The sequence below is a fragment of the Microcystis sp. M090S1 genome (assembly GCF_020246295.1).
Classification (GTDB): domain Bacteria; phylum Cyanobacteriota; class Cyanobacteriia; order Cyanobacteriales; family Microcystaceae; genus Microcystis; species Microcystis aeruginosa.
The window spans coordinates 1-13,559 of sequence record NZ_JADBTF010000294.1; the positions used below are offsets into that span (position 1 = coordinate 1).

Annotated in this window: 16 protein-coding genes; 10 read left to right on the plus strand and 6 right to left on the minus strand. The window is 41.8% G+C overall.

The genetic code is table 11. From position 1 onward, the window contains the following. On the minus strand, positions 1-575 hold a 575-nt coding region (locus tag IM477_RS12690; protein ID WP_287732024.1), incomplete at its 3' end, for an RNA-guided endonuclease InsQ/TnpB family protein. Between the two features lie 49 nt (positions 576-624). Here IM477_RS12690 and tnpA point away from each other — a divergent pair. The 7 genes from tnpA to IM477_RS12725 all read left to right on the plus strand — a co-directional run bounded on the left by tnpA (position 625) and on the right by IM477_RS12725 (position 6,476). Next, positions 625-1,056, plus strand: coding sequence for an IS200/IS605 family transposase (gene tnpA, locus IM477_RS12695; protein WP_079205551.1), 432 nt, complete (start codon positions 625-627; stop codon positions 1,054-1,056). A gap of 148 nt (positions 1,057-1,204) precedes the next feature. Then, positions 1,205-1,690: a Tic20 family protein gene (locus IM477_RS12700; protein ID WP_149987203.1), complete on the plus strand. Its 486-nt coding sequence runs from the start codon at positions 1,205-1,207 to the stop codon at positions 1,688-1,690. A 73-nt stretch (positions 1,691-1,763) separates the two neighbouring features. Continuing rightward, positions 1,764-3,137: a gluconeogenesis factor YvcK family protein gene (locus tag IM477_RS12705; RefSeq protein WP_287732027.1), complete on the plus strand. Its 1,374-nt coding sequence runs from the start codon at positions 1,764-1,766 to the stop codon at positions 3,135-3,137. A gap of 173 nt (positions 3,138-3,310) precedes the next feature. After that, a complete protein-coding gene (psb34, locus tag IM477_RS12710) occupies positions 3,311-3,619 on the plus strand; it encodes a photosystem II assembly protein Psb34 (protein ID WP_002734380.1) in 309 nt (102 codons plus the stop codon). 252 nt (positions 3,620-3,871) lie between these two features. Next, on the plus strand, positions 3,872-4,084 hold the full coding sequence (locus IM477_RS12715) for a DUF3134 family protein (RefSeq protein ID WP_002762915.1): 213 nt from the start codon (positions 3,872-3,874) through the stop codon (positions 4,082-4,084). 141 nt (positions 4,085-4,225) lie between these two features. After that, positions 4,226-5,386 (plus strand): N-acetyltransferase DgcN family protein, encoded by a 1,161-nt coding sequence (locus tag IM477_RS12720; protein WP_287732029.1) that lies wholly within the window; start codon positions 4,226-4,228, stop codon positions 5,384-5,386. A gap of 4 nt (positions 5,387-5,390) precedes the next feature. Beyond that, the gene (locus tag IM477_RS12725; protein WP_287732031.1) at positions 5,391-6,476 is read left to right on the plus strand and encodes an alanine/ornithine racemase family PLP-dependent enzyme; all 1,086 of its coding nucleotides are present in this window, start codon (positions 5,391-5,393) and stop codon (positions 6,474-6,476) included. A 144-nt stretch (positions 6,477-6,620) separates the two neighbouring features. Here IM477_RS12725 and IM477_RS12730 read toward each other — a convergent pair whose 3' ends face one another. The 3 genes from IM477_RS12730 to IM477_RS12740 all read right to left on the minus strand — a co-directional run bounded on the left by IM477_RS12730 (position 6,621) and on the right by IM477_RS12740 (position 9,500). Further along, positions 6,621-7,358, minus strand: coding sequence for an ABC transporter ATP-binding protein (locus IM477_RS12730; protein ID WP_287732032.1), 738 nt, complete (start codon positions 7,356-7,358; stop codon positions 6,621-6,623). 136 nt (positions 7,359-7,494) lie between these two features. After that, positions 7,495-7,719 carry a ferredoxin family protein gene (locus IM477_RS12735; protein WP_287677084.1) on the minus strand — a complete coding sequence of 75 codons (225 nt, stop codon included), beginning with the start codon at positions 7,717-7,719 and terminating at the stop codon, positions 7,495-7,497. 95 nt (positions 7,720-7,814) lie between these two features. Then, positions 7,815-9,500 (minus strand): glycosyltransferase, encoded by a 1,686-nt coding sequence (locus IM477_RS12740; protein ID WP_287732033.1) that lies wholly within the window; start codon positions 9,498-9,500, stop codon positions 7,815-7,817. A 196-nt stretch (positions 9,501-9,696) separates the two neighbouring features. On the opposite strand from IM477_RS12740, the gene tyrS reads away from it, so the two are divergent. After that, positions 9,697-10,914, plus strand: a complete 1,218-nt coding sequence (tyrS, locus tag IM477_RS12745; RefSeq protein ID WP_287732034.1) for a tyrosine--tRNA ligase — start codon at positions 9,697-9,699, stop codon at positions 10,912-10,914. Positions 10,915-10,930: 16 nt separating this feature from the next. Here tyrS and IM477_RS12750 read toward each other — a convergent pair whose 3' ends face one another. Further along, positions 10,931-11,167 (minus strand): ferredoxin-thioredoxin reductase variable chain, encoded by a 237-nt coding sequence (locus IM477_RS12750; protein ID WP_052278213.1) that lies wholly within the window; start codon positions 11,165-11,167, stop codon positions 10,931-10,933. A gap of 263 nt (positions 11,168-11,430) precedes the next feature. On the opposite strand from IM477_RS12750, the gene IM477_RS12755 reads away from it, so the two are divergent. Further along, entirely contained in the window at positions 11,431-12,261 is an 831-nt protein-coding gene (locus IM477_RS12755; protein WP_287732035.1) for a hypothetical protein, read from the plus strand. On the opposite strand, the gene IM477_RS12760 is transcribed toward IM477_RS12755, so the two are convergent. Beyond that, a complete protein-coding gene (locus tag IM477_RS12760; RefSeq protein ID WP_287732036.1) occupies positions 12,236-13,153 on the minus strand; it encodes an alpha/beta fold hydrolase in 918 nt (305 codons plus the stop codon). The genes IM477_RS12755 and IM477_RS12760 overlap by 26 nt on opposite strands. A gap of 213 nt (positions 13,154-13,366) precedes the next feature. Here IM477_RS12760 and IM477_RS12765 point away from each other — a divergent pair. Beyond that, positions 13,367-13,559, plus strand: a 193-nt coding sequence (locus IM477_RS12765) for a hypothetical protein (protein WP_287732037.1), incomplete at its 3' end; no start/stop codon positions are given.

Here is a 13,559-nt window from a genome sequence, read left to right on the forward strand (position 1 = left end):
GCAAGCCCTAGATCAATTCCCACTGACTCGCCATTATTAGGAAGTGTTTCGGGATGAATCTCGACAACAAAGCTGAGAAAATAACGAGCTGCTGCATCTTTAATCACGGTGACGCTAGAAGGTTTAGAAGGTAATGGACTACTCCAAACTATTCTTAAATCACCGATTTTTGCTAAAGTAACGTGATATTGATTGATGGTAAAACCATTGTCAGTAAGTCTTGCCGATTGTTTAGATTTACGTTTTTTAAACTTGGGAGGTTTGACTTTCTTTCCTTTTCTCTCTCCCTTACAAGATGCAAAAAAGTTAGAATAGGCTGTCTCTAAGTCTCTCAAAGACTGTTGTAAAGGAATAGAAGAAACCTCGGTCAGCCAGACTTTTTCTGTCGTCTTTTTAATTTGAGTTAGTCTTTTAGATAACTCGGTATATTTTGGCTTTTTCTCCCCTTGTCGATAGAGTTCTTGACAGTAAGCTAAGGTATCGTTCCAGACAACGCGCACACACCCGAACAATTGAGACAAAAGCCTCTTTTGTTGGTCTGTTGGGTAAATACGGTATTGATACCTTGCTTTCATTGGGTTAAGATATGTGTGTCTGTATTTATTTTAACTAGGTCTGTTAATAATGTCAAGTCGGTTGCGAAAAGAAAGAAACTCTGTTTCCGATTTAAAGATACACTTGGTCTGTGTGACAAAATACAGAAGAAAGGTTTTTACTGGTAAAAGTCTGACTTTGGTTGAAAAGTCTTTTAAAAGTCTGACTTTGGTTGAAAAATCTTTTAGAGAAGTTGCGGAAAAGATGAATTTTCAGATATTGGAATTTAATGGGGAGTCTGATCATGTACACGCATTGATTGAATACCCACCGAAACTATCTATTTCCGTGATGGTCAACTCTTTAAAGGGAGCCTCTAGTCGTAGGTATGGACAAGCTGGTTATCCTAAGCCATACGGGAAAGACGCTCTTTGGTCGCCCAGTTATTTTGTATCTTCTGTAGGAGGTGCGCCACTGGAAGTTCTTAAGTGCTACATCAAAAATCAGGAAAAGCCGTCGTAAAACGACGGGGTTTTAACCCAAATTTTCGATAACTCGATCGAGGTCCAAGAATGTTCGGCCTCGATCAATTTCTTCAGTTACGCGAAGTCTGATGGGCTGCCGGGTTATCTTGAAGAGAGTTAGCAGTAGTCTCAGGAGACAATAGATTATGACTTGGCGCGGCTCAACCGATACAAAAGATCGCATTTTTGCAGCTTTAGTATATCTTTTACCCTTATATTCGGCTTTTGCCTTCGGTATCTTTATCTTTCAGCAAATCCCTTTTCTAGGAGCGGCCTTAGCAATAGCCTTATATCCCTTAGCTTTTCTCTATAGTTCTCTGGGAAGCTTTGGCAGTTTAATTATCTTTTTCGTCCTCTTTTTCGCCGTGGTACGCAATCCCCGCATTAGTCATTTTATCCGGTTTAACACCATGCAGGCGATTTTAATCGATATTTTGGTGTATTTATTGGGATTGGTCTTAGGTTTCGTCGCTAGGGGTTTAGGGGCGAATTTAGTGGTAGAAACTCTTTTTAACGTCGTCTTTTTGGGAGCATTTGCCGCCTGTGTTTACAGCATTATACAGTCGGTTATCGGCAAATACGCCGATATTCCCACAATTTCCGAGGCGGCCTATTCCCAAGTGGGAGGTTAGGTCAGCTTGAGTTTGTCCCCTTTTTCGGCTACAGTCTCTCCAGAATCAATGCGTTCGCTGCCAGGCCACATCTATGAGTCCATTTAAACAGACCCTACGGGAACTCAACGCTCAGAAGGGGAAAATAGCCGCTTCTGTGGGCAGAAAAACGCCTAAACGAGTTAATCGTTGGTTTAAATGGCTTTCTCCCGGTCTTTTTGTCAAACGCTGGCTTTTAATCAGTTTAACCGGCGTTTTTCTCACCTCCTTCGGTTTGGCTATTTGGGTAAAATTAACCCCAGTTAATCGCTTTTTAGAGTTTGTTTCCCAAGCATTAGAAATGATCGCCCGTTTAGTCCCTAATTCTGTTTCCGGGCCGCTGGCGGTTTTGCTGGGTGTCTTTTTGTTATTCTGGGGTCAGAGTCGCACCGTGGAAACGATTACAGAAGCACTACAACCGGACGCATCGGAGGAATTAGTTGATCTCCTACGCACCCATCGTCGTCTCCATCGCGGCCCGAAAATTGTGGCCATCGGTGGCGGTACGGGTTTATCGACGCTTTTACGCGGTTTAAAACAGTATAGTTCTAATATCACCGCTATTGTCACCGTAGCTGATGATGGCGGTTCTTCGGGCCGATTACGTCGGGAAATGGGCATTTTACCCCCGGGGGATATTCGCAATTGTATCGCCGCTTTAGCCGATGAGGAAAAGTTATTAACGGAATTGTTTCAATATCGCTTTCATGCCGGGGATGGTTTATCGGGCCACAGTTTTGGTAATTTATTTATCAGCGCTATGACCGAGATTACCGGCGATCTGGAACAGGCGATCGATGCTAGTGCCAAAGTTTTGGCCATTCGCGGTAAAGTGCTACCTGCTACCCTTACCGATGTTAGTCTCTGGGCTAAGTTAGCCGATGGGCGCATTATTGAGGGAGAATCGAAGATAACCGAAGCTATGGGGCAAATTCGTCAGATTGGCTGTCATCCTGCCGATCCGGTCGCTTTACCGGCTGCTTTAGCGGCAATCAAGGAGGCAGATTATATTATTATCGGGCCGGGTAGTCTTTATACCAGTATTATCCCTAATTTGTTGGTTCCCGCAATTCGTCAGGCCCTAGCACAGGTGACAGTCCCCCGTGTCTATGTTTGTAATATTATGACCCAGCCGGGGGAAACGGATAATTATTCGGTGGCTGATCATATTCGGGCGATCGAAAAAGTCTGCGAGGAACGCGTCTTTGATGCAGTTTTAGCCCAAAGAACTGCACCATCGCCCCAATCTCTGCAATTATACGCCCAAGAGCATAGTCATCCTGTGTTTTTAGACCGCGAGGAGGTGGGAAAAATGGGTTATCGCATTGTTTTAGCGAATGTAATGGCAGAAGATGAAGTTACTGCCAAAGTTAGTCATGATCCCCAACGTTTAGCGCGAGTTTTATGGCGCTGGTATGCTAAAAAGTGAATAGCGAGATGACTAAATGTTTTTATCTAGCTTTGTCAAGTTATAAAATCATATTTTTGGCTTTAATTTGCCGACATTAGCCAAATTTGCTGATTAAAGCCCTAGGAAAAAATTAGCCTAAAAACCATTTCGCCTTATTCTGTGTTATACTCAGATTTTGAAGAGAGATGATTATGCACTACTCTACTAAATCTAATCAAGAGACAGGTGCGACAGTCTATTCCCCAAGCGATGGAAGTGAATTAATTCCTGCTGAGGTTAAACTAGATATAAACGGGCAAAACTATCAATCACTTAATATACCTCTCCCAGAGGGCTATACAGTAGATGATGAAGGAATCATCAATAACTATGGTAGCGAACCCAAGATTTATCTATCAAAATCCCCATCTTTAGAACAGCAAAAATGGTATATTTTGCAAGGAGTAGGGGCGGTTTTGTTGGTTGCTTTGGTGTTATTAATCACCTTTTCCGTTAGCTAGATAAAAACCGTAGGATTGACATTTAAGTTGAGCGAGACAGGAAAACTTTAATTTACACCATAGAGTCTGCATCCCAAGTATCGGGAGCATATATTGGAACCGACTCTATCTATCTGTCCAAATAGTAAATCTGACAGCTGAACTTTTTTACTTTGCTAAACTTGACAATTTTTTTCAGTTTTTTGTGGGTTGCTTCGTGATCAACAATAGAACAACCAATAGAGTTAACTTCTCAAAGGAAATTCAACAGGTATGAAATTTAATCCTTCTCTTAGTCAAGAACCTCGCTATCAGGCAATTCCTGTTATGCAGATAACTTCCAAAGAAACCCTTCTCCATTGGTTAGAACGGACAGGAAGATTAAAATTACGTCAATCTGATGCTCATCCCGATTTGCAAATTTTAGAAGAACTAGACGATATTATCGATCCAGATAATTATGCTATAGAAGAAGAAGAAGAATAAATAGTCTTAAGTAGGTGGGTGGAATTAAATATAAGATGAACGTAGTTGGGTTGAAGCATGAAACCCAACGCTCGCTCATGTTACGCTACTGCTAACCCATCCTACAAATAATTGTGCCTCCCTACTTACTGGGAGTTAGGAGTGAAATTTCAATTATCTAATATTCAGGAGATTAAGAAAGTGGTATCAACGAAAAAAACGGCTTTAATTTACTGTGAAAATCAGTTTGGACGTGTGGACGGAAAAACGGCAGCTGGCTTGATCCGACAATCAGAAATATATACAATTGTTGGTGTGCTGGATAGTTCCTTAGCGGGAAAAGATGCGGGAGAAGCATTAGGAGACAAAAAAAATCATATTCCCATTTTTGCCAATTTACAAGCAGCCTTAGAAAAACTTAGAGATGTTCCCAATTGTTATATCTACGGCAAAGCACCCTTAGAAGCGTTTATTCCCCCCCTAGAAAGGCTGCTAATTTTAGAAGCAATGGCACAAGGAATGGAGATTATTAATGGTTTGCATCAATTCTTCTCCGAGGATTTAGAATTTAGGGAGCAAGCTAGTCAGTATGGTGTGCAAATTACAGACATTCGTAAACCACCACAATTAGCTGATCTTCATGTATTTACTGGGCAAATTTCCCAAGTAAATATACCCGTTATTGCCTTTTTAGGAACCGATTGTGCTTGCGGAAAAATGACCACTGCGGTGGCAGTTAATCAAACTCTCCAAGGCTTGGGTATTAAGTCTGTCTTAGTCGCTACTGGACAAACTAGCTTGATGCAGGGAGCAAGATATGGGGTTTCGATCGATGCTTTGGTTTCTCAATTTGTCATCGGTGAAATTGAAAATGCTGTGGTTCAAGCTTTTGAGCAAGAAAAACCCGATATTATTTTAGTGGAAGGACAAAGTTCTCTGAGTCATCCTGCTTTTATGAGTTCCGTGGGAATTTTGAAAGGAAGTATGCCCGATGGGATTATTTTACAACATCCCCCAGCCCGAAAATTTCGCTGTGATTTTCCTCATTTAGCCATGCCAAAATTACAGGAAGAAATTTCACTAATTGAGGCAATTTCTCCCACTAAAGTTATCGCTATTGCGATTAATCACGAAAATCTCACCGCAGCAGCCACTGAGCGTATTATTGCCAAATATGAGCGAGATTTTCAGTTACCGACTACTGATGTTTTGTTACACGGATGTGAGAAATTAGTCCAAGCTTTATGCGATCGCTTTCCGAAATTAAACCGGAAAATCAAAGGGGAAATTTTAGCTGCAATTCCCGCAATTGGGAGCAAATAGGCTGATGAAAGACCTTTTACCCAGAATCGAGATTTCTCTCCCGAAAATACGCCATAATGCTCGTTTACTCTGCCAATTCTACGGCAGCAAGGGACTTTCTGTGATGGGAGTTTCCAAAGCGATTTTGGGTGATCCCTCGATCGCCTTGGCGATGATTCAAGGTGGAGTCAACTTTATCGCTGACTCTCGAATCGAAAATATTCTCAAAATGAAACAAGCAGGAATAGTGACAACTTTTGTTCTGTTGCGTACTGCCTTGAGTCAAGCAGAATCAGTGGTTAACATTGCAGATATCAGCTTAAATACCGAATTAGCAACAATTCAGGAACTTTCCTATTATGCTCAAGAAAAGCAAAAAATACACCGCATTATTATCATGACGGAGTTAGGGGATTTACGCGAAGGTGTACTGCCGAAAGATCTGGTCAAGTTCATCAAAAAGACCCTCGCTTTTCCCTTTATCAAAATTATTGGACTGGGTTGTAATTTGGCTTGTTATGGAGGTATTAAACCTGATAGCCATAATATGAGCAAATTATCTGTGTTAACAGATACAATTGAGCAGGAATTTTTAATAAAATTACCGATTATTTCAGGAGGCAATTCTGCTAACTATCAATGGTATCAAAAAAGTAGCGAAGTTGGTCGGATTAATAATCTGCGTTTAGGAGAATCAATTTTATTAGGTTGTGAAACAGTTAATCGACAAGTGATACCAGGCTTATATACCGATGCTTTTCGGTTAATTGCTGAAGTAATCGAATCCAAAGATAAACCATCTCTACCCTCTGGAGAAATTGGTCGAGATGCTTTTGGTAATGTTCCCAGCTTTATCGACCAAGGCATTCACCGTCGACTTATTATTGCATTAGGAAGACAGGATATTCTTATCTCTGGATTACAAACAAGTCAGGAGATAAAAATATTAGGTTCTAGTAGCGATCATCTAGTTCTTGATAGTCATAACAAGAGGTTAAAAGTAGGAAGCGAAGTCAGTTTTAATCTTGATTACGGAGGACTTTTAACAGCCATGACTTCTCCTTTTATTACTAAAAGTTATGCTCTCAATGCAGTAGCACAACTGTCTTGATCGATTAATAAATATCCACAGATATATTTAGGGTCTGCTGGCTTATCACCTTGACATCAGCGCCGTAGAGATTTGTGCCTAATTACTATCCTATCGCTAAATTCTGGGAAGAAATCAAAATCCCCCTAAATCCTTAACAAATTCCTAATCATCTCGTTTGGCACCATGATAAGCCGCCCCGAGGTATAATTCCCCTACTTTCGGGTTATTGAGTAAATCTTGACCCGATCCCTGAAAACGATCTTGACCACTTTCTAAAACATAACCTCGATCGGACATCATTAGGGCTTTTTTGGCATTCTGTTCCACTAAAATAATTGCAGTTCCCTTCTGATTAATCACTTTTATCTGTTCAAAAACGCTGGTTACTAAGATAGGAGATAAAGCTGCCGAAGGTTCATCGAGAATTAATAAATCCGGTTGCAACATCAGCGCTCGTCCCATGGCTAACATCTGTCTTTCTCCTCCGGATAAAGTGCCAGCTTTCTGACGACGGCGCTCGAGCAAACGGGGAAACATGGTATAAATGGGCTCTTTTAAAGATTTTATATTTCCTTTGCTCGTAAAAGCTCCCATTTCAAGGTTTTCTTCAATGCTCAGGGATGGAAAAACATTAGCAATTTGGGGAACATAACCCATTCCGAGGGGAACGATTTGATTAGATTTCCAACCGGCGATATTTTGTCCCTTAAAAGTGATAGTTCCAGCACTGGGTTTTAATAAACCAAAAATCGTCTTAGCGAGGGTAGATTTTCCCGCACCATTGGGACCTATAACCGTGACTAATTCCCCCGGTGCAATGCGAAAGTTAACCCCTTGCAATATGTATAAATCCTGCACATAACCAGCATAAACTTGTTCAACTTCTAAAAGATAATCCATGGTAAGGTAAAAAGGAGATAGGAGACAGTAATATGAATTATGAATTGGGAAGTGGGAAGCATTTTCAGTGAACAGTAATCAGTGAACTGAAAACTCACATCTGATAACTGATAACTGATAACTGATAACTGATAAATTAGGGAGTTTTTTGTAAATCGGGACGTTCTTCTGGCAGAATTGCACCTTCGACGGGGCATACTTGTAGACAGATACCACAGTCGATACAAGTGGCAAAATCAATCCAATACCAATCGGTTCCTTTAACATTTTTACCCGGTCCCGGATGGATGCAAGCAACAGGACAAGCGGAAACGCAATCGGCAACCCCTTCACAAGTTCCAGTGACGATCGAATGTGGCACAGTGTTTTCTCCTCTAATTCTTCACATTACTTTACCACTTTTAGGCACTGCCGTGCCAGGAGCGGATCATTGTTAGGAAACTTTCCCTTAATTCCCTAAAATATTGGGAGTTTTTTCTTGATCTTAGCAAGAAGTAAAATAGAAGTTTTCGCTAGGGTTTTTACTATTCCCTTACGGGAGGACAAATAGTTAATTTCTTCCCGTAATTCCTGATTATTTTTCTGGAGATAATTATGATTATTTTCTAATTCTTTTAGGGATATTTTCATGTCTTTTATAGTACGATAATCTTGCTGTTGTTTCAGATACATTATCTGTTGTGCTTCCTGTAATTTTCTTAACTCTAACCAGACTTGATTCTGACTTGATTCCTTAGTTTCACTGAGCGCATACCAGAGAAAATCAGTGATTTCTTCCGCTATTTTTTGATTAACTTCAAAAAACTCGATAATATCAATTTTTTCGCTGGAAATTTTGAGGTATAACTTTCTTAAATCTTGGGCAATATTAGAGGAAAAAGCGATGATTCTAGCAGCGGATAAAATTGCATAGTGTTTTTCTAAATCTACTGGTAAATTGCCGTTTTCTTCTGGGAATTCATAAGCAAGCAAAAGTAGAGAAGGAGTGTTTAAGGGACTGGTATAAAAAGTGGAAATAAATAAATTTGCCTGTAGGCGATCGCAAATAGCTTGAATTTTTCTGGCATCCTTTCCCGTACAATTATAATCGTAGGATTCCGCAGGCCAATATTTAAATTCTTCCCATCTTGGTGCGGTGTTATTTCTATCTAAAATAACAATGTGTTGACTAAATTCTAATTGACTCCAATGCTCTAGAATTGAAGACCAAATTCTGGCTAATTTTCGTTGCTTAAGTTGAAAGATCACGCCATCAATAACAATAATTGGGCATCTTTTCCGGGAGATAGCTTGAATTGTTTGTAATTTTTCTCGCTCATCTTCCTGTAAAATTATGCCTAAATCTTCCATCTTAACTGGATTGGGCTTAATTTCTATATCCTTAATGTCTGGGTGGGGAATTTTATAGATTTTACACACTTGATAATGTTCCTGTAATGCTTGACCATTACTGCCATGTTCTAAGCCTTGGAGATTTAAATAATATAAGCCTAAAATCTCAGGAATTAAAGCCATTTTTTCGCCTTGAATGCCGATTCTTAACCAAAATTCGTAATCACCGGCACAGCGAAAATTTTCCTGAAAATAACCATATTTATCGTGCAGCATTTTTCGCCACATTGGTTGAGAACCCACACAACAACCTTGACGCATCTGTTGATAGGAATAATGTGGCCAATTCCAATGTTTTAAAGCTGGGGTGGTGGCAAAAGTATCATTTTTGAGGGTGGTAATTAATTGATCGGCATAAACCAAGCTAATCTCTCTATTGTTATCTAGATAATTAGCCATAATTTCCAGAGCATTAAAACAGCGACGATCATCAGTATTCCCATTGGTGATATAGGAACCCCTAGCTAGTTTAATAGCACGATTCCAAGCGCGGTAGAGGGTTTCTCGTTCTCTAGTTCTCTGGTAAATAATATTAGGATAATTTTCTTGAAACTCTTGGATAATCTCCCCTTCATTCTCCGGGGAAGCACTATCGATAATAATAAGTTCTACTTCTCCCTTTTTATAAAGAGTTTGAGTAACTAAATCCTCTAGACAACCCCGGATAAACTCCGCTGATTTATAGGTAGAAACAATTACAGAAACTTTGATCCTCTGCACTGGTATAGAGTTATTAAAACTAGGATTCATCGGCTTATCTGATCGCAATTCAAGACAGGGAAATTTTTTGATAATTTTGAAAAAGAAGATTTTAAGACTCTATATTTGATCGGGAGAATTGTCAAGATGTTATCGACTCGTATTGGGATACCAGTTTATTTACCTTTGGCTTGTTACTTGACATACTAAAAAACTATAATGGGAAGGCTGTGGAAAATGAGCAATAATGACCGTATCTTCCTCCCTAGACTGGCTAACCCGTGGAACCAGTGACCTATTCCCCCATCAACCCGACTCCCAAGATCCTAGGGAAAATTTAACCCAACTACTGCAAACTACCGATCGCCCTTTAAGAATTAAACTAGGTATTGACCCCACCGGCAGCGATATTCACCTAGGCCATAGTATCCCTTTTCGGAAACTGCGTGCTTTCCAGGATGCCGGTCATGTAGCAGTGGTGATTATTGGTGATTTTACCGCTAGAATCGGCGATCCGACGGGAAAATCGGAAGTTAGAAAACAATTAACCATCGAAGAAGTGAGAGCCAATGCCGAGAATTATCTGGCACAATTACGCCCAATTTTAGATTTTAACACGCCTAATCGCCTAGAAATTCGCTATAACTCGGAATGGTTGGGGAAATTAGACCTATCGCAAATTCTCGAACTCCTCTCCACCATGACCGTCGGGCAAATGTTGGCAAAAGAAGGCTTTTCCGAACGCTACGACAAGGAAAACCCGATTTTTCTCCATGAATTTCTCTATCCCTTAATGCAGGGTTATGATTCCGTAGCTGTCGAGGCCGATGTCGAATTGGGAGGAACTGATCAAAAATTTAATATTGCCGTCGGTCGTGATTTGCAGAAATATTTCGGTAAAAAACCGCAATTCGGGCTACTTTTACCGATTTTAATCGGAACCGATGGCAGTCAAAAAATGTCCAAATCCCTGAATAATTATGTGGGATTGCGGGAATCGGCCCTGTCCATGTACTCGAAACTGGAAAAAACCCCCGACGCTTTGTTAAAAGATTATTACGAACTATTGACAAATTTGCCCTTAGATGCTATGGCGAGCAATCCGCGAGAGGCACAAAAACAACTGGCGATCGAGGTAGTTGCCCAGTTTCACGGAGAAGAGGAGGCATTAAAAGCACAAAAAACGGCGCAGGAGATAGTTCTACAGGGAAATACAGCAGCAGCTGCTTCTGTACCCGAATTTTCCCTAGCATCGGTCACTTTTCCCCTGAAATTATTCTATCTTCTCTCGGCCACTGGCTTATGTAAAAGTAGCGGCGAAGGGAGAAGACAGATTCAGGGGGGTGCGGTGAGGATCGATAGCGAGAAAATCACCGATGTGGACAAAAGTTTTGAGACAGCCGAAGCTTTAACGGGAAAAGTCCTACAGGTGGGCAAAAATAAATTTATTCGCTTCGTAGCTTAAATAAGCGAAAAAGTCCCTATTCGGCGGCTTTTTCCACGATTTCTAACTCAAAATCTCGAAAATGGGCTTTAAACTTTTTACTGAACTCGACGAGGACGGGTAGGTTGGCGCTAACCGGTCTACCACGCCATTCGGTGACAATCCCTTTTACCTCTCCCTCTAGTCCTTTCACGTCAAAAGGATCCGATTTGTGTTCAGGATGGTGATAAACTACCACAGACTCAATTACACGAACTCGATCGCCAACTTTCATAAACTCTCTAGCGAAGACAAACGCCTATTGTATCTTTGAAGACAATCTTATCATTGTACGCCGTATCAGGGAACGGGGAACTGAAAACTCTTAAGATTGAAACCTAGAGCTTGAGCTTTGACGATACTTTTGTTCGTAAGCAGCAATACTGGGAGCAACCTAAGCGTCACCTGTTGTGCAAGGCTGACGGCTGACGGCTAAAAAACTGATAACTGCTCACTGATTTGATAGCATGGGGGAAAACCTATAGAGGGTTAAGCGGTATGAGTGACTATAAAGATTCTTCTTCCATGCGCTATTTCCTGGCGGGATTAAAACCCTTTGCCCAACCTTTATTTTGGCTACCGTTAGGAATATTTTCCTTGGCTCTAATTGCTTTGTGGGTATATCAACAGAATCCTGAATGGTTGGGTTCGGTATTAGATACCCCAGGAATGTCCTTGGAGGAGCGGGAAATCAGGGCTAACCAGATTACCGATACTCCTCTCCCCACTGCTGTACCATTGCCGGCCATTCCTGCCCATAATAATACCGCTCGCCTGAACAAACCGGCCTCGACGCAGCCTTTTAATCCTTTAAATACTAATCCCGATAACAACCAGAAACCCTCTTTGTTCACCCCGTTAATGCCGCAGCCTAAGCAAAATCAGGCACCGAAGGCTAGTAAAAGTCTGCAACCGATTCAAGTGCGACCGATTAGTGGCGACACTAGCAATTATCCTTTACAAAGGGAAATCGAAAATCGCTCGCGGACTAATAACTTGAATAATTTTCCTAATCCCAACCCCGGGGGCAGCCCGAATCAAGTCAACCCCCAGGGGAATAATTCCCCTGAGCAACAAAATGTTCAGGCCCCACCCTCCCGGAATAATGCCAACCCTAACCCCGTCCCGGGCCCTAGCAACCCATCCAACTATTATCAACCCCCCGTATATCAGGCCCCCGTCTACGGCAGTCAACCTGACGTCACTGGTTATCCCAATCAGGGAATGCCACCCAACAATAATGGCACCCCCAATCAAGTTCCACCTGAAAGTATTAACCGAGGTTTCTCCATCCAACAACCCATTAATGCCCAGCCTTCTGGTTACTAGAGGAACTTTGAGCTTGTAGGAAGTCTAATAAAATCGGATTAACTATTTCTGGGGCCTCGTCCTGGGGACAGTGGCCTAAACCGGCTAAGGGGATAAACTGTTTTACGGTCGGGAATCGTGCTAATTCTCGGCCCAAGGCCAAGGGCTCCCAGGGATCCTCGCTACCCCAAAGCAGAATAGCTGGACAGGGGAGAATCGGCAGCAGGTCTTCCGGCAGTGGGCCGCCAGAATAACCGGTAAAAGCGAGGAAAACCTCGATCGCTCCCTGATCTCTGGCGGGTTTTAGGATTATTTCTACTAATTCCTCCGTTACCGCTTCCGAGCGCCGATAAGCTTGCAGGAGAATTTTACGCACTGTCTGGGGTTTAGCGATCTGTTGGAAGAAAAAAGCCCCAATTGCTTTATTTTTGAGAATTATTTGGGCAATATCCGCACCTAAACGACGATACCAGGGTAATTTACCCCGTTTTCTTTCGTGCAGTAGTCTGAGGGAACAATTAATCGCCGCCACCCCAAGGACAAAATCGGGATGATCGACGGCAGCCTGCATGATGGCGACGCAACCGATGGAATTACCCGCCAAAAAAGCAGGCCCCCCCACCACTTCCCGACAAAAATCGGCAATTTGCGCCCCCCAAGTCTCGAAAGTGTAATCGATCTGGTTTTTTGGTTCGGGTTTGTCGGAACCGCCAAAACCAATTAAATCTAGGGCAAAACAGCGACATTTTTCGCCTAAAACGGGGATATTTTTCCGCCAATGTCCCCAAGATGCCCCAAATCCATGCACAAGCACGATCGCAGGTCCCGTCTCCCCCGCACTCTGATAGGTGATTTTGAATCCCCGCCAATACCAGATTTTTGGTTGTGTCTCTAATCCTAGAATTTGCTGCATACTTTTGTTTATCTGTAAAGTATTTGTTGCTTTTCTTAATATATACTGTCAGGAAAGAAGCATTAAGCGAATATTTTGAAGCATTTTTAGAAAACGGGTTTCTCGAAGAAACCCGTTTTCTTGTAATAAATGTTAATTTATGTTGTGGAAGTCCTGAAAGATTGGGGATTGTTGAGCTAAAACTGTTAGCAGTAAACCTTTGCTGCCAACACCATGACTTCCACCCTGTTGCCGAGCCTTCCTGCTGTTGACGATGTTTTGTTCGATTTTGCTCAATCTGATGGCTTGAGTCAAATTAATCAGGTGGATAGTGCGAGAAATCAGGGTTTAACCGCACCCGAATTAAATACTGTAGTTTTCCTCGATGCTGGTGTTACCGATTATCAAAGTCTCCAAGCTGGGGTAA